Raw genomic sequence first — 15,851 nt, forward strand, 5'->3', positions numbered from 1 at the left:
GGCCAGCGTCGCCCGCTGCGACGCTGGAGGTGCTGCACGGAGCGCATCGCCCCATGGCTGGTTCAATATCCACTCATGCAGACCCACGATGTGCAGATCGAGGGCGACCTGGTCCGCAAACGCTTCATCGACGGCAAGCCTGGCGGTGCCGAGCGGGAATGGCGGGCGCTGCAGCTGCTGGCAGAGCACGCGCCTGGGCTCGCGCCCTCACCCGTGGAGTACGGGGCCGATCTGGTGGTGATGTCGCGCATCGAGGGCACGCCGCTCTTCCTATTGCCTGCCGTACCGGAGAGAGAACTGGTGGAGGCGGTGGACCGGCTGCATAGCGCCGTGCCCCGGCAGGTACTCGACCGAGTACCGCAGCGGTTGTGGCCGGTGGAGCGGATCAGGGATCAATTGCTCGCGTGGGCCGGGCGGTGGCAGCCGAAGAACGAGCTCGCAGACCAGGCCGTCAGAGAGGGTGCGCGGTGGTTGTCCGGATGGGAGCCGGGCGAGCGTGGGGTTCGACCGGTGTTCGGGGCCAGTGATGGCAACACGGCGAACTTCCTGTGGGACGGCGTGCGCGTCAGGATTGTCGATTTCGAGGAGTCGGGGCGCAGCGATCGGGCGACCGAGGTCGCGGAGATGGCCGAGCACGTGTCGTGCTGGGTACAAGGGGAGAGCGAGGTGTGTTTCGAACTCGACTCCGCTGAGGAGCGCAGGCTGTTGGAATGTCGCAGGTTGTTTGCGCTGATGTGGGTCTTCCTGCTGAAGGACGAGGGGCCGAGAAATCCGCCCGGTACGTTCATGCGAGCAGTCGGGCGGGCTTTAGATCGGCTCGGTTAGGTACGGCTTCCTCCCGAAGTCCGCCTGCGGTCTACACCCCATCCGCATCCACGCCGCCGCCGTTGGGGAGGTCAGGGATCTCGCCGAGCCGCCGCAGGCCTTCAACCGGGGCGGAGGAGGAGATGGAGTAGCGGCCCAGGACGTTAAGGTGGGCGTGGCCGAGCGGGCTAGCCGGGCGGCGTCCCTGTCCCTCACCGGCACGCCTTGGACGCGCAGTAGGTCGACTGCGGCTGAGAGGTACTTCGAGTTCCACAGCGCGACCGCGTTGACGACGAGACCAAGCGCCGCAGGCTGATCTTAACCGAAATGATCTTGAAGGCTGCTTCTGGCAGACGATCGACGCGCAGGGTCACGGAGCGTGATGCGAAGATTTTCGGCTCGTGTCCGTCGTCGGCGTGTCGCTCCGAGGGGGTGTCAGGAGGGGCGGCTGACGCGGCCGACGTCACGGCGGAAGTCGGGCATGCCGAGGTGGATGTCGACGGCGATCTGGTGGACCGAGCGAACATGGCGTGCCCGGAGATGCTGTGGGATCTGCCGGAGGTGCAGCTTGCCCGCGGCGGCCTGCGGTTCTTCCCCATGCCGAGCCTGGATGTCGGGTCGATGACGTGGATCCACACCGAGGCCGACGACATCTCCGGCGCGCAGAAGCCGTGCTTCAAGATCCCATGTCCTGAGCCTCAGGAAGTGAGGTGTGACGCGGTCGGCATCTGCCTGGAGGCGGGCATCCTGACGCAGCGGCACTTCCCCGAGCTGGTCGCGCACTACCAGCGGCTCGCGATGGTCGCGCACGAGATCCGCATCCGGCAGGAGCTGTTCAACCAGGCCGTCGCCCAGTCCACGTCGGTGACCATCGCCGCCACCTTCGGCGCGTTCTCCGCGCTGTTCGCCGCCGTCGCCCTCCAAGCGGCCGACATGACCGAGCGACGCCGTCACCTTCGTCACCGCCGGCGGCCGTCGGCAGCTTGCCATATCGGCCACCGTGAGCGTCGACGACCTCAGGTCCCTCGATCGGACCGTCAACCAGGCCGCCGAGGCCGTCTTCTGCCCGAAGGGCTAGGACTTCGCGATCTTGGGCTTTGAGGCGGCATGAAGACGGCCACCACGTGATCATTCGGAGGGCTTGGCGGGTGACGCATCCAGCCCGGCTGAGCCCTGAGCTTCCCGTCCGATCAGGCGGTCCCGTCAACCCGTCCGGCGCGCCTGCGGCGTGAACGTGGCGCGGTGCTCGGACGGCGTGATGCCGCGGAGCCGTTTGAAGGCGACGCTCAGGGCGAAGGCGTTCGCGTAGCCCACTTCGCGGGCGATCGCGCCCACCGTGGCGCCGGTGTCGCGGAGCCGGTCGGCCGCCAGGGCGATGCGCAGGCTCGTGAGGTAGGCCATGGGGGACTGGCCGACCTGCTCGGCGAACCGGCGGGCGAACAGGGCGCGCGAGACCCCGGCCTCGGCGGCGAGGTCCGCCACGGTCCAGGGGCGGGCGGGGTCGTCGTGAAGCAGCCGCAGGGCCTGGCTGACGATCGAGCCGCCCGTGCTGCGGTACCAGGCGGGTGCGTGCGCCCGCGGCTGGTCGAACCAGGCCCGCAGGGCCGAGACGAGCGTCAGGTCGAGCAGCCGGTCGAGCACGGCCTGCTGCCCCGGCCTGTCGCGGGCGACCTCCTCGGCCACCAGGTTCAGGCCGGGGGAGTGACGCTCCGGCACCACCAGCACGTCAGGCAGGGCGTCGAGCAGGTGGTCGCTGATCCCGTCCCTGGCGTCGTAGGCGCCGCTGAGCAGCACGGCCGCGGCGTCCTCGGCGACGCCGCAGGTCCGAGGCGTGGGCGCCAGTCCCTCGCCGGCCAGCGTCCGCGCACTGCGGGCGCAGTAGTCGGCGCTGGTGATCACCTGGTCCGGCGGGACGGACGGATCGTCGGAGACGGTGTAGGGGGCGGGGCCGCGGATGATCGCGATGTCGCCGGCGCCGATCGGCACCGGGCCGGCGTCGGCGAGCACGATCCAGGCGTGGCCTCGCAGCATGCTCACCAGGGTCAGGGGAGCGCCGCTGGCGAAGCGCAGCGACCAGGGCGACGCCATGTTCGACTGGGTGATCAGCGCGCCGCGGGCCCGGACCTCGTCCAGGAGTTCGGCCAGCGCGTCCACCCCCGCCAATATAGACGCACAGAGAGCAAACCGAGCGTTCCGGACATGGCCTGCGGTCCCGGGGGCGGCTTGACTGGCTGCATGATTCAGCAACCGATTCTGGTCCTTGGCGGTACGGGGAAGTCCGGTGCGCGGGTCGTGTCCCGGTTGACGGAGATGGGAGTGGCGGTCCGCGTGGGAACGCGGTCCGGCGAACCGGGCTTCGACTGGACCGACCGCGATACCTGGGACACCGTCCTGGAAGGTGTGAAGAGGGTCTACATCGTGCCGTTCGACGGCGAGCGGCTGACGCGGCCGTTCGTTCGGCGGGCGCGGGAGTTCGGTGTCGAGCGGGTGGTGCTCCTGTCGGGGCGCGGGGTGGACGTGCCCGGTTACGCGGGCGAGAACAGCGTCGCGGGCCGGACTCACCTCGACGGCGAGGACGCGGTACGTGAGTGCGGCATGGAGTGGACGATTCTGCGGCCGGGCTGGTTCGCGCAGAACTTCAGCGAGGGGTTCTTCCGCGACGCCGTCCTCGCGGGCGAGTTGCGGCTGCCCGCCGCTGACGGCGCCGCCAGTTTCGTCGACGCCGAGGACATCGCCGCGGTGGCGGTCGCCGCGCTGACCGAGGACGGGCACGCCGGTCAGACCTACGAGCTGTCCGGGCCGCGCGCGGTGACCATGGCCGAGGCGGTGGGCGAGATCTCCGAGGCGATCGGCCGTCCGGTCCGTTACGTGCCGCTGCCTGACGGGGAGTTCGTCGCGGAGCTCGTCGCGCAGGGCTGGCCGGAGGCCGACGCGGAGGACTACGCCATGGCGGTGGGTCCGATTCGCCGGGGAATGGACAGTCATGTCTCCGACGGGGTGCGGCGCGCGCTCGGCCGCCCGCCTCGCGACTTCGCCGAGTTCGTCGAGGCCGCCGTGGCGGCGGGGGCGTGGCAGGGCTGACGGGCCCTTCCGGGTACGGGTCGTCACAGAGGGGTGACCGGGCCGGCGTGCGGGACGTAGACGAGGGCGTCGTACGCTCTGGCGGGCACCATGCTCACGGTGTAGGTCCAGCTCAGATTGCTGTAGACCGAGCGGAACTCGTCGCCGACGCTGCCCATCCGGATCTCCGAGTCGAGCACCTGGCGATTGCCTGGCTCGGACGAGGCCCGCGCGATGTCCACGTAGCCCAGCGGTTCGTCGCCGAAGAGCCTGGCCAGAGGCGTGTCGTGGCTGACGGTGAACCGGCGGCGCTCGCCGGAGGACGCGTCCTTGCTGACGAAGGTGCTCGTGCCGAACTCGGTGCCGATCGCGAAGTACTCCTTGCCGTACGTTCTGGCCAGGCGCCGGCCCATCGACTCGTAGGCGAACGCGGCGCCGCTCTTGTCGATGTGGCCGTTGTGGCCGCCCACTATGATCTTGTTTCGTCCCTGCTGCGCCTCCATGGCGGCGATCCAGTTGATGTTGTCGGCCATCCAGGCGTCCCGTTTGGCGCCGTAGTCGCTTCCTGAGGCCTGGAGTCGCGTGCCGAGCTGGATCGTCTCGGCGTAGTGGAGGGCGAGCATGAACGACTCGCGGGAGCCGGACCGCACGTACCTGTCCTGGTTGTTCCTCAGCTGGGTGACGAGCTGCTCGGCGGCGGCGACCTTCTCCTTGTCCCGTTCGGATCTGGTGGCGTCGGTGAGGCCGGCCAGGGCTGCTTCGGCCCGGCCGGCCTGGGCCGGGTCGACGTCCTTGAGGTAGCGCACCAGCCGCTGCTTGTTCTGGTCGTAGCGCTGCATGTCGAAGCCGTAGAGGCGGACCTTGTCCTTGGCGGGGACGCCGGCGTTGTGGTCGTGGATCCACCGGATCAGGTCGGCGGTCTCCCGGGTTCGGTAGATGTCGAAGCCGAGAGCCTTGGCGGCGCTCTCGGCGCTGCCCTGGTCGTTGACGACGTAGTCGTTGGCCGTGGCCGTGCCGCCGTAGTCGGCCTCGAGGGCGACGGTGCGGAAGCCGTGCTCCCGCACCAGCTTCTGGATGACCAGCTGGCGGGCCTGGACGAACTCCTTGTTGCCGTGCGTGGCCTCGCCGACGGCGACCACGCGCTTGCCGGCGGCGGTGTCGAGCGTCGCCTGGGCGAGAGGCGCCACGGCGTCGGAGGTGATCCGGGAGGTGTCCACACCCCCACAACCGGTGGCCGTCAGTGCCGCGAGGGTGATGGCGGCGAACGCGCGTCTCATGTCAGCTCACTTCCTTGCGGGTGACGCGCAGCACGCCGACCGCCATCGGGAGGACGATCCACAGGGTCGCCGACGCGGCCAGCCGGAGGGCGTCGCCGCCGGTCATGTCGCCGTTCATCAGCGGAGTGAGGGTGGTGTTCAGGTCGAGCCATTCGGTCAGGGCCTCGCCGGTGGCGCCGAGTTGACGGACGACGCTCCACAGGACGGGGGTCGACAGGTAGATCACGATCGCGGCCGGCGCGTTCAGGAGCAGCATGCCGAGGGCGAGTCCTTCGGCGACCATGAGGATGTTGGTCCCGGTCCAGGCCAGGAGGGCGAGTGGCGCGATCCGCCAGTCGGCCGGGGTGTCCTGGACGCCGGCGCTGACGGCGGTGGCGGGCACCGCGACCAGCACGGCGAACAAGGAGGCCGCCACGGCCGTGATCAGGGGTGGCAGGCATTTGGCCGCCAGTACCCGGGTGCGGCGGGGTTCGAGCGTGAAGGTGGTCAGGGCGGTGCGATGGCTCCACTCGCTGGTGACGGTGAGGATGCCGAGCACGGGGAGCAAGGTACCGTACCCGATTCCGGCGGTGGTGATCAGGGTGTCCAGGTGCGGGCCGGAGTAGAGGCCGCGTCCGGCGATGGAGGCGACGGTCAGGGCGACGAGGATCGCGGTCATGATCTTGCTGCTGCGGGTGTCGAAGAGTTTGCGGGTCTCGACTGTCAGCAGGCGGTGGAACGGGGTCGAGGCGCGGCGGGTGGTCACGGTGGCGGTCACGCTGCGCTCCGGGCGGTGTCGGCGGTCAGTTCGAGGTAGGTCTGTTCGAGGCTGCGGCCCTGGCTGAGCTCGTCGATGCCGCCCTGGGTGAGGACGCGGCCGCGTCCGATCAGCACGATGTGGTCGGCGACCTGCTCGACTTCGTGCAGCTGGTGCGAGCTGAGCAGCACCGAGCAGCCGGAGTCGGCGAGGTCGCGGAGCAGCCCGCGCATCCAGTGGGTGCCTTGGGGGTCGAGGCCGTTGGCGGGTTCGTCCAGGACGAGCGCCTTGGGGTGGCCGAGGAGGGCGTGGCCGATGCCGAGGCGTTGCCGCATGCCGAGGGAGTAGCCGCTGACCGTCCGTCCCGCTTCGCGCCGGGTGAGCCCGACCAGGTCGAGGACTTCACCGACGCGTGCGGTCGGCAGGCCGAGCGTCAGGGCGCCCAGGGTGAGGATCTCCCGTCCGGTGCGGCCGGGGTGCTGGGCGGTGGCGTCGAGCAGGGCGCCGACCTGGGAGCCCGGGTTGTCCAGCTCGGTGTAGGGGCGGCCCAGTACGGTGGCCGAGCCGGTGGTGGGGTGGGAGAGCCCGACGAGGATGCGCATGGCGGTGGACTTGCCGGCGCCGTTGGGCCCGAGGAATCCGGTGACGCATCCCGGTTCGACGGTGAAGGACACGTCGTCGAGCGCTCTGACCGTTTTGTAGATCTTGGTGACATGACGGAACTCGATCATTGACCCAGTTCACCGCATGCGCGGGTCGTTGATCATCGCCCCCGGGGCCAGGACTGCCGCCCGGGTTGTAGACCTGCGGCCATCCGGAGGTCGACCCAGGTCGCTGGTGGCGCTCGCCGTTCGGTGACTCAGGCCGCCTCGGCGGCCTGCCCCAGCTGCTGCAGGAGGCGGTAGCGGTGCTGGCTGGACAGCAGGTGGCCGACTCCGACGATGAGCACGACGGGCCACTCGACGATCTCCAGCGCGCCGAGTATCCCGAGCACGGTGTAGAAGACGAGCTGGTTCCCCTCGGGAACGGGGACGGGGCCGAGCACCGGCAGGTTGATCTCTGGCCGGTGCTGCCTCGGCTTGGAGGACGACGGCGTGCGCTTCCGGGTGGTGGTGCGCCTATCGTTCATCGAGACTCCTCGAGCCGTGGAAACGACACCGTCCGGCTGCCCTCCGACCGCCGGGGAAAGCTCGAGGCAGGGCAAAGTTTCCGCCGGGCCCGCGTCGCCCGGACGGACTCAGGACGTCCAGACCGGTCGGCCTGGACGTCCTGTTCAGACGTCCTGATCAGACGAGGTCGAACCGGTCGAGGTTCATCACCTTGTCCCACGCCGCGACGAAGTCGTTCACGAACTTCTCCTTCGCGTCATCGCTCGCGTAGACCTCCGCGAGCGCGCGCAGCTCGGAGTTCGACCCGAAGACGAGGTCGGCACGGCTGCCGGTCCACTTGACCTCGCCCGTGGCGGCGTCGCGACCCTCGAAGGTGTTCGCGTCCTCGGACGTCGCCTTCCACGTCGTGCCCAGGTCGAGCAGGTTGACGAAGAAGTCGTTGGTCAGGGACCCGGGGGTCGTGGTGAAGACGCCGAGCGGCGACTGCTGGGAGTTCGCGCCCAGGACGCGGAGGCCGCCGACGAGGGCCGTCATCTCCGGGGCGCTCAGGGTCAGCAGGTTCGCCCGGTCGATCAGCAGGTACTCGGCCGGCAGCCGGTTGCCCTTACCGAGGTAGTTGCGGAACCCGTCGGCGATCGGCTCGAGCGCGGCGAACGACTCCACGTCGGTCTGCTCCTGCGCCGCGTCCACGCGGCCCGGCGTGAAGGAGACCGCGACGTCGAAGCTGGCGTCCTTGGCGGCCTTCTCGACGGCGGCACCGCCGGCGAGCACGATCAGGTCGGCGAGCGAGATCTGCTTGCCGCCGGTCTGGGCGGTGTTGAAGGCCTGCTGGATCCCCTCCAGGGTGCGCAGCACCGTCGCCAGCTGGTCGGGGTCGTTGACCTCCCACCCGCTCTGCGGCTGGAGGCGGATGCGCGCGCCGTTGGCGCCGCCGCGCTTGTCGCTGCCGCGGAAGGACGAGGCCGACGCCCACGCGGTGGACACGAGCTGGGACACCGACAGGCCCGAGGCGAGGATCTGGCCCTTGAGGGCGGCGATGTCCGCGGCGTCGACGAGCTCGTGCGTCACCGCGGGCAGCGGGTCCTGCCACAGCAGCGTCTCGGACGGGACCTCCGGGCCGAGGTAGCGCACCTTCGGGCCCATATCGCGGTGGGTCAGCTTGTACCACGCCTTGGCGAACGCCTCCGCGAGCTCCTCGGGGTGGTCGAGCCAGCGCCGCGTGATCTGCTCGTAGACCGGGTCGAACCGGAGCGAGAGGTCGGTCGTCAGCATCGTCGGGGCGTGGCTCTTCGACGAGTCGTGGGCGTCGGGGACGGTGCCCGCTCCGGCGCCCTCCTTCGGCCGCCACTGGTGCGCCCCGGCGGGGCTCTTGAACAGCTCCCACTCGTACCCGTACAGGATCTCGAGGAAGCTGTTGTCCCAGGTGATCGGAGTGTTCGTCCAGATGCCCTCGAGACCGCTGGTGATCGCGTCGCCACCCTTGCCGGTGCCGTACGTGCTCTTCCAGCCGAGACCCTGCTGCTCGAGCGGGGCGGCCTCGGGGTCCGGGCCGACGCTCTCGGCCGGGCCGGCGCCGTGGGTCTTGCCGAACGTGTGACCACCAGCGATCAGGGCAGCGGTCTCCTCGTCGTTCATCGCCATCCGGCGGAACGTCTCACGGATGTCGCGGGCCGCGGCGATCGGGTCCGGGTTGCCGTTCGGGCCCTCCGGGTTGACGTAGATGAGGCCCATCTGGACCGCGGCGAGCGGGTTCTCCAGCTCACGGTCGCCGGTGTAACGCTCGTCGTCGAGCCAGGTGGTCTCCGGACCCCAGTAGACGTCCTCGTCGGGCTCCCAGACGTCCGCGCGGCCGCCGGCGAAGCCGAAGGTCTTGAATCCCATCGACTCCAGGGCGACGTTGCCGGAGAGGATCATGAGGTCGGCCCATGAGAGGCTCTTGCCGTACTTCTTCTTGACAGGCCACAGCAGACGGCGGGCCTTGTCCAGGCTCGCGTTGTCCGGCCAGCTGTTGAGCGGGGCGAAGCGCTGCTGCCCGGCTCCGGCGCCGCCGCGGCCGTCGCTGATCCGGTAGGTGCCCGCGCTGTGCCAGGCCATCCGGATGATGAGCGGGCCGTAGTGACCGAAGTCGGCCGGCCACCAGTCCTGCGAGGTCGTCAGCACCTCCAGGATGTCCCGCTTCACGGCCGGGAGGTCGAGGCTCTGGAACGCCTCGGCGTAGTCGAACTCCTCGCCGAAGGGGTTGGCCACGGCGGGGTTCTTGGCGAGGATCCTCAGGTTCAGCCGATCCGGCCACCACTGGCGGTTTCCGCCGCCCTGAGTCGGGTGCGGGGCGCGTCCGTGCGCGACCGGGCAGCCACCTTCACCCTCTGTCTTCGGGTCTGTGACGATCGCATCATGGTTCTCAGACATGGGAATCCTTCCGGAATAGGCGGATCACAGTGCTCAGGAACTGCCGCCGGTGGAACAGGCGGGGCACAGGCCCCAGTAGATGACCTCGGCCTCGTCGATCGAGAAGCCGTGGTCGTCGGATGAGCTCAGGCAGGGCGCCTCGCCGACCGCGCAGTCGACGTCGGCGACGACGCCGCACGACCGGCACACGACGTGGTGGTGGTTGTCTCCGACGCGTCCCTCGAACCGGGCCGGGCTGCCGGCCGGTTCGATGCGGCGTACGAGCCCCGCTGCGGTGAGCGCGTGGAGGGCCTCGTACACGGCTTGAAGGGAGACATGGCCCACGCGATCGCGCACCCCGGAGGCGAGCGCCTCGACGTCGAGGTGGTCGCCGTCCCGGACGGTCTCGAGCAGCGCGACGCGGGCGGCCGTCACCCGCAGGCCGACACCGCGCAGCTCCTCGGCGGTGGTCGGAGTCGTGGGTGCGGTCATAGCGACAAACCTACCCCCATAAACACGAATAGTACAAGATAAGGAATAGTCCAAGTTTATGGCCTCATATGCCGTGTTGTGGCGTGACGCACCGTTCCAGGAGCATCAGCGCGCCGTAGAGCGTGCCGGGCTCGAGGCGACTCGATCCCGGCGTCATCCGGAAGGTTCCACCGACGTCGCCGTGAGCGGCGCCGCGATCTCCTCCAGCCCCTTGCGCTCGGCCTTGACGCCGAGGAACACCTCGACGAGCCCGGCCGCGATCATGATCAGGGCGCCGATCGTGAACGCCAGGGCCGTGTCGCCGGGGACGCCGGTAGAGACCAGGTCGGCGAAGACCAGCGGCCCGGCGATGCCGCCCGCCGCGGTGCCGACCGCGAAGAAGAACGCGATGGCCATGGCCCTGGTCTCCATCGGGAAGATCTCGCTGACCGTCAGGTAGGCGGAGCTGGCCCCGGCCGAGGCGACGAAGAGCACCGCGGACCAGCAGGCGGTCAGCGTGACGGCGGTGAGCGCCCCCTGGGCGAACAGCCAGGCCGTGCCGAGCAGCAGCACTCCCGAGCCGATGTAGGTGGCCGAGATCATCGGTACCCTGCCGACCGTGTCGAACAGCCTGCCGAGCAGCAGCGGGCCGAGGAAGTTGCCGACCGCGATGACCGCGAAGTAGTAGCCGGTGTACGTGTCGATCTTGAAGAACGTCGACAGGATCTGGGCGTACCCGAAGGTGATCGCGTTGTACAGGAACGCCTGCCCGACGAACAGCGACAACCCCAGGACGGTGCGCTTGGGATAGCGCGCCACCATCGTGTGCGCGATGCGGACGAACCCGATGGACCTGCGCTGGTGGATGGTCACCGAGCCCTTCGGCTCCGGCAGGTCCCGGTCCAGCTTGCGTTCGATCTCGTCGACGAGTTCCTCCGCCTTGCGCGCGTGTCCGTGGATGAACAGCCAGCGGGGGCTTTCCGGCACGTGCCGCCGGACGAACAGGATGGCGATGCCGAGCACCACGCCCAGGCCGAACGCGACCCGCCAGCCGACGTTGACCGGCAACTGGTTGAGCAGCGGGACGGTCAGCAGCGCGCCGCCCGCGGCGCCGAGCCAGTAGCTGCCGTTGATGATGATGTCGATCCTGCCTCGGTGGCGGCTCGGGATGAGCTCGTCGATGGCCGAGTTGATGGCCGCGTACTCGCCGCCGATGCCGAATCCGGTCAGGAACCTGAACAGGAAGAACCACCAGGCGCTGAACGACAGCGCGGTCATCAGCGTCGCCACCAGGTAGACGACGAGCGTGATGAGGAACAGCTTCTTCCTGCCGTACCTGTCGGTCAGCCAGCCGAAGAACAGCGCCCCCGTACACGCTCCGGCCACGTAGAGCGCGGCGGCCGTGCCCGCGACCTGCGCCTGGGTGATGTCCAGGCCGCTGCCAGGCTTGGCGAGCTGGGCCGACAGGTTGCCCACGATGGTGACTTCGAGCCCGTCGAGGATCCAGACGGTGCCGAGCCCGATGACGATCATCCAGTGCCAGCGTGACCACGGCAGCCGGTCCAGCCGGGCGGGCACTTTGGTACTGATGGTGCCGGTCTCCACGTCGCTCATGGACGTCACCCGCTACCCGCACCCGGACGATCAAACCGGGGCCGCCGGTCCGTCCGCCCCCGCCGGAGGCCAGGCCGAACGACTCCCCGCTAGAGTTCGCGTTCGACGTACAGGCCGGCACACCGTCGCGCGTGAGCTGCCGCACCCCTGCCGACCAGGAAGCCTGACACATGCCCAAGCCCGCCCGAGCCGCCTCCGACCGCCAGGCGCTGACCGTGATCGTGAGCGTGCAGCTGGCCATCTCGCTCGGGTTCTTCGCGGTGATGGCGCACCTGGTGGCGCATCTGCGGCACGATCTCGGCTTGCTCGCCGGCACCATCACCCTGGTGCTGGGGGTGCGTATCGCCGTCCAGTACGGGTTGCTGCTGCCGGTCGGGGCGGTCGCCGACGTGATCGGCCCGGCCCGCGCCGGGGCGCTGGCCTGCGCGGTGCGAGCGGCCGGGTTCGCGCTGCTGGGCGCGGCGGGCGGGCTCACGGAGCTGCTGGGGGCGGCGGTCCTGCTCGGCGCGGGAGGCGCGCTGTTCCACCCGGCCGCCCAGTCGCTGCTCGCGGGGGTGGCCCCCACCGGACGGGCGCGCGGGTTCGCCGCGTACGTGGCGGCCGGCCAGGTGGCGGCGGTGGCGGGCCCACCCGCGGGGCTGGCGCTGCTGGCGGGCGGGTTCGGGACGCTGGCGGGTGCGGCAGCGGCGGCGTGGGCCGTCGCCGCCCTGCTCTTCCTGCTGCTGCCCCACCGGAGTGCCGCCGCGCGGCCGGCGGGCGTGCTCGACGGCGCGGCCACGGCGGCCAGAGATCGGACGTTCCTGCGCTTCGCCGTGGCCGCCGCGCCGAGCACGCTGCTGGCCGACCAGGTGATGACCGTGGTCCCGCTCAAGGACGTCGGATCGGGCGCGACCACGGTGTTCCTGTGTGTGGTGGCGGCGGTCGCGAGCGCCGTGCAGCCGTGGTGCGCCGCCCACGGGCGCGCCGGCCGGCCGTGGGTCCTGCGGGCCGGGCTGCTGTGCTCGGGCGCGGGCTATCTGGTGCTGATGGCCGTCCCGGCGGGCGGGGGGCCGATGGTCGTGCTGCTCGCGGCGGCAGCCCTCAACGGCCTGGGCAACGGCCTGACGCAGCCCGCGGTGTTCCAGGCCATAGCGCGGTACGCGCCCGCGCACCGGTTCGGGGCCTACTTCGGGGTGCTCGGCTTCCTGGCGGGGGCCGTCACCGTGGCCGGCGGACTGGCCGTGGGGCGGCTCTTCGACGCGGGGAGCACCGGCGCGGCGGCGGCACTCGCCGGCCTCGCCCTGGTCGCGGTCGCGTCCGCCGCGGCCACCCGGACCCCGGCTGCGCGCAGCGAGGCCGTCGATCCGGGACGCGCCTCGGACGTCGAGACCTGCCCGCTGACGCGGGCGGGCCCCGCCGGTCACGCTCCCGGCGGGGCCCGTCGTGCCAGGTCAGGCCAGTGAGGGGATCTTCTCCAGCGAGATGACGAACCGGTTGCCCGTCGCCCTCTCCCACTTGAGGTAGCTGGGGAAGTTGGTGCTGTCGGCGACGTCGACCTGCTTGGTCTCGTCGTTCCAGCGCAAATGCAGCGACCCTACCGGGTCCAGGTACTCGCCGGTCTTCTCGTCGCGGACGTAGACGGCGGTCGTCACAGCGGGGCCGCCGGCCGGCATGATCCCGATCAGTTTGAACTCGCGGTCGTCGGCGCACGACTTGACCATGCCGTCGGAGACGCCCGCCGCCTTGACGTACAGGCAGTAGCGGCCGGTGCCGACGTTGTTCTCGAACCGGACGGCGACGGCCTGGGTGCTGTTAGCGATGATCTTGAACTTCGACAGGCCGCCGATGGCGCTGATGTCGGGGCAGTCCTTCTCCCAGACCTCGTGCTTGCCGCCGCCGTCGCTGTGCTGCCAGGCCAACACCTTCACCAGGGCGCCGACCTTGACCGACTTGAACCGGTCGTTGAGGTATTCGGGGTAGGTGAACGTCACGTCGTCGTTCTCGTTGTAGTAGTGCTCCTTGCCGGAGTAGTTGGCGTCCTCGTAGAAACACACCTGGGTCTGCTCCATGCGCCCGTCCTTTCGTGAAGTATGGCGGGCTGGTGGTGCACGATCGCCGGCTCCTTGTTCCGGTGCCGCAGCCGGTGGCGTCCCTGCTGATACGGCCGGATTTCGGCGAACTCCCGCCACGATCAGTAACTGATCAGCTACTTTCCGTGGTTGATGGCGGTGAAACGTGGACGTCATCCCCTTTTGGTGATCTTTGAGGGGCTGAGTGCGGAGGTTGACTGAATCGCACTCACGTGGACGCGTATTGGGCCGCGTACGACTCGGACGGGGTGATGGGCGTGATGACGTCCACCAGCACTCCATTGGGGTCGGCGACGATGAAGTGCCGCTGGCCGAAGTCCTCGCTGCGCAACTCCAGTTCGGGAGTCAGTCCTTCGCCGGCGACGAGGCGTTCCCATTCGGCGTCGACGTCCGCGACCTCGAAGTTGAGCAGCAGGCCCCTGGCCGGCGCCCGGTACGGCTCGGGCAGCGTCGGGTGCGTGTGGTCGAGCAGGGCGAGTTCGTGGGGTCCGCGCCGCAGGCTGACGTACCAGTCGGCCTCGAACGTCACCTCGAACCGGAACAGGCGGACGTAGAAGTCTCGCGACTCGGCCAGGCGGGCCGTGCAGATCACCGGATAGCAACTGCTGAGTTCCATGGTCACCTCTATTTCGCATACCGACGGTATGTCGGGGTACGCTATTGACATACCATCGGTATGTCAACGTGGGGACGTGGAGATGACGGCCAGGGCCGAGCGGCGGGAGCGCACGAGACGGACGCTGATCGCCCAGAGCAGACGGCTGTTCACCAGCAAGGGCTACGCCGCGGTCGGCCTGGCCGAGATCGTGCGCGAGTCGGGGGTGACCAAGGGGGCGCTCTACCACCACTTCGAGGGCAAGGCCGATCTCTTCCGCGCCGTCCTGGAAGAGGTCCAGCAGGAGGTGGCGGCGCGGGTGGCCGCCGCCGCCGAGGCGGCAGGCGACCCCTGGTCGCAGCTCAAGGCGGGATGCGCCGCCTTCGTGAGCGCGGGCGCCGATCCGGAGGTCCAGCGGATCATGCTGATCGACGGCCCCGCGGTGCTGGGCTGGAACGAGTGGCGGGCGATCGACGAGGCCACGTCCGCCAGGCACCTGGCCGAGGCGCTGACCACGCTGGTCGAGGAGGGCGCCATCGCCCGCCAGCCGGTCGCGCCCCTGGCCCGCCTGCTGTCGGGCGCGATGAACGAGGCCGTCCTGTGGCTCGCCCAGTCAGCCGGCCCGGACGACCTGGCCGACACGCTGGCGGCGCTGTCACGACTGCTGGAGTCGCTACGCCACCCGCCGACGCCGTCGCAGGGAGAGGCCGCATGAGATCGCAGCGATGTCTGCCGCGCCCCTACCTTCCCCAGGGGCCACGCGTGGCCCGTCGCCGCATTCGTCTCCAGGACTTCGAGTCGCGCCAGTGGCGCAACCGAACGGAGCCTTCGGCCGAGGGGAGGAGAGTGAACCCGTCCGCGGGCCCGCGCCACGCAGCCCGGACACCTCGTCGGCGCGGACGTACTAGGGCAGGCTTGCTGGTGTGATGGCGATTCATTCGCTCCCCACGCAGCCGCAGGCGGAGCCGTACCAGATGATCACCCGCCTGTCACCGCCGCACCTGCGCCCGTACGTGCTGGGGTGGGCGGGCTTTCGCACCCGGGCGGGAGAGCCCGCCCACCCCAGCCGGATGCTGCCGCTCAACGTGGCCACGCTGATCATCGACTTCACCGGCAGGGGCCCGATCGTCACCGGTCCCCGCGCCACGGCGACGTTCTCGGCCCATACGCCGTGGCGTCACGGGGTGGCGGTCGGGCTCACCCCCGCCGGGATGTCGGCGCTGACGGGGACGCCCATATGCGAGGTGGCCGGCACGACCGCGCAGCTGGAAGATCTCCTCGGCACCCGTGCCGCGGAGCTGACCGACCGGCTGATCGCGTCGGCGAGCTGGGCGGACCGCTTCAGCCTGCTGGAGGAGCGGCTGACGGCGTGGCTGCGCCCCGACGCCAACCCCGACGACCTGATCATGCACGCCTGGCGGCGGCTGCAGGAGCCGTCTGGCCCGCCCACCATCGGGTCCCTCGCCGGTGAGCTGGGCGTCAGCCGTCGTTACGTCGAGCTCGGATTCCGCCGGGTGGTGGGACTGTCGCCCAAGACGGTGGCCCGGATCGCCCGATTCCAGCGGGCCATGGACACGTGGAGACGGCCCTCGGCCACCCTGGACGAGGCCGTCGCCTGCGGTTACGCCGACCAGCCTCACCTCACCCGCGAGATCCGGGCGATGGCGCAGATGACACCGAAGCAGCTGTTCGCATTCGTTCAATACACCGATCGGCTCACCGGCTAGC

The 15,851-nt window shown here is 70.0% G+C and carries 17 protein-coding genes; 6 read left to right on the forward strand and 11 right to left on the reverse strand.

All coding sequences use genetic code 11. The features are described 5' to 3' along the window. Nucleotides 1-75: 75 nt before the first annotated feature. Nucleotides 76-825: a phosphotransferase family protein gene (locus ABT294_RS17320; protein WP_350806714.1), complete on the forward strand. Its 750-nt coding sequence runs from the start codon at nt 76-78 to the stop codon at nt 823-825. Here the strand turns inward: ABT294_RS17320 and ABT294_RS17325 are convergent. Next, nucleotides 808-1,080 carry a hypothetical protein gene (locus ABT294_RS17325; protein WP_502912070.1) on the reverse strand — a complete coding sequence of 91 codons (273 nt, stop codon included), beginning with the start codon at nt 1,078-1,080 and terminating at the stop codon, nt 808-810. The two genes, ABT294_RS17320 and ABT294_RS17325, sit on opposite strands and share 18 nt — an antisense overlap. Nucleotides 1,081-1,293: 213 nt before the next feature. Here ABT294_RS17325 and ABT294_RS17330 point away from each other — a divergent pair, with 213 nt between their 5' ends. Then, nucleotides 1,294-1,905: a major capsid protein gene (locus ABT294_RS17330; protein ID WP_350806716.1), complete on the forward strand. Its 612-nt coding sequence runs from the start codon at nt 1,294-1,296 to the stop codon at nt 1,903-1,905. Nucleotides 1,906-2,007: 102 nt separating this feature from the next. Here the strand turns inward: ABT294_RS17330 and ABT294_RS17335 are convergent, their stop codons facing one another. Beyond that, on the reverse strand, nt 2,008-2,958 hold the full coding sequence (locus tag ABT294_RS17335) for an AraC family transcriptional regulator (RefSeq protein ID WP_350806717.1): 951 nt from the start codon (nt 2,956-2,958) through the stop codon (nt 2,008-2,010). An 81-nt stretch (nt 2,959-3,039) separates the two neighbouring features. Here ABT294_RS17335 and ABT294_RS17340 point away from each other — a divergent pair, with 81 nt between their 5' ends. After that, nucleotides 3,040-3,885 carry an NmrA family NAD(P)-binding protein gene (locus ABT294_RS17340; protein ID WP_350806718.1) on the forward strand — a complete coding sequence of 282 codons (846 nt, stop codon included), beginning with the start codon at nt 3,040-3,042 and terminating at the stop codon, nt 3,883-3,885. 23 nt (nt 3,886-3,908) lie between these two features. Here ABT294_RS17340 and ABT294_RS17345 read toward each other — a convergent pair whose 3' ends face one another. From ABT294_RS17345 to ABT294_RS17375, 7 genes are all read right to left on the reverse strand, one after another. Next, on the reverse strand, nt 3,909-5,141 hold the full coding sequence (locus tag ABT294_RS17345) for an erythromycin esterase family protein (protein ID WP_350806719.1): 1,233 nt from the start codon (nt 5,139-5,141) through the stop codon (nt 3,909-3,911). A gap of 1 nt (nt 5,142) precedes the next feature. Beyond that, on the reverse strand, nt 5,143-5,898 hold the full coding sequence (locus ABT294_RS17350) for a hypothetical protein (RefSeq protein WP_350806721.1): 756 nt from the start codon (nt 5,896-5,898) through the stop codon (nt 5,143-5,145). After that, nucleotides 5,895-6,608: an ABC transporter ATP-binding protein gene (locus tag ABT294_RS17355; RefSeq protein WP_350806723.1), complete on the reverse strand. Its 714-nt coding sequence runs from the start codon at nt 6,606-6,608 to the stop codon at nt 5,895-5,897. Before ABT294_RS17355 ends, ABT294_RS17350 begins: the two co-directional genes overlap by 4 nt. Nucleotides 6,609-6,736: 128 nt before the next feature. Then, nucleotides 6,737-7,006: a hypothetical protein gene (locus ABT294_RS17360; RefSeq protein WP_350806725.1), complete on the reverse strand. Its 270-nt coding sequence runs from the start codon at nt 7,004-7,006 to the stop codon at nt 6,737-6,739. Nucleotides 7,007-7,163: 157 nt separating this feature from the next. Then, on the reverse strand, nt 7,164-9,395 hold the full coding sequence (katG, locus tag ABT294_RS17365) for a catalase/peroxidase HPI (protein ID WP_350806726.1): 2,232 nt from the start codon (nt 9,393-9,395) through the stop codon (nt 7,164-7,166). Between the two features lie 33 nt (nt 9,396-9,428). Further along, nucleotides 9,429-9,866 (reverse strand): Fur family transcriptional regulator, encoded by a 438-nt coding sequence (locus ABT294_RS17370; protein ID WP_350806727.1) that lies wholly within the window; start codon nt 9,864-9,866, stop codon nt 9,429-9,431. A gap of 153 nt (nt 9,867-10,019) precedes the next feature. Further along, a complete protein-coding gene (locus ABT294_RS17375; RefSeq protein ID WP_350806728.1) occupies nt 10,020-11,459 on the reverse strand; it encodes an MFS transporter in 1,440 nt (479 codons plus the stop codon). Between the two features lie 170 nt (nt 11,460-11,629). On the opposite strand from ABT294_RS17375, the gene ABT294_RS17380 reads away from it, so the two are divergent. Further along, nucleotides 11,630-12,901, forward strand: a complete 1,272-nt coding sequence (locus ABT294_RS17380; RefSeq protein WP_350806730.1) for an MFS transporter — start codon at nt 11,630-11,632, stop codon at nt 12,899-12,901. Here ABT294_RS17380 and ABT294_RS17385 read toward each other — a convergent pair. Further along, nucleotides 12,890-13,507 (reverse strand): beta/gamma crystallin domain-containing protein, encoded by a 618-nt coding sequence (locus tag ABT294_RS17385; protein ID WP_350806731.1) that lies wholly within the window; start codon nt 13,505-13,507, stop codon nt 12,890-12,892. The two genes, ABT294_RS17380 and ABT294_RS17385, sit on opposite strands and share 12 nt — an antisense overlap. Before the next feature lie 229 nt (nt 13,508-13,736). Continuing rightward, the gene (locus ABT294_RS17390; RefSeq protein ID WP_350806733.1) at nt 13,737-14,144 is read right to left on the reverse strand and encodes a VOC family protein; all 408 of its coding nucleotides are present in this window, start codon (nt 14,142-14,144) and stop codon (nt 13,737-13,739) included. Nucleotides 14,145-14,226: 82 nt separating this feature from the next. Between ABT294_RS17390 and ABT294_RS17395 the strand changes: the two genes are divergently transcribed. Together ABT294_RS17395 and ABT294_RS17400 are read left to right on the forward strand one after the other, a co-directional pair. Next, complete coding sequence (locus ABT294_RS17395; RefSeq protein ID WP_350807085.1) at nt 14,227-14,838, forward strand: TetR/AcrR family transcriptional regulator; 612 nt, start codon at nt 14,227-14,229, stop codon at nt 14,836-14,838. Nucleotides 14,839-15,049: 211 nt separating this feature from the next. Continuing rightward, on the forward strand, nt 15,050-15,850 hold the full coding sequence (locus tag ABT294_RS17400) for a helix-turn-helix transcriptional regulator (protein ID WP_350806735.1): 801 nt from the start codon (nt 15,050-15,052) through the stop codon (nt 15,848-15,850). Nucleotide 15,851 lies beyond the last annotated feature (1 nt).

Origin of the sequence: Nonomuraea sp. NPDC000554 (assembly GCF_040300065.1) — a bacterium.
In the GTDB taxonomy this organism is placed as follows: Bacteria; Actinomycetota; Actinomycetes; order Streptosporangiales; family Streptosporangiaceae; genus Nonomuraea.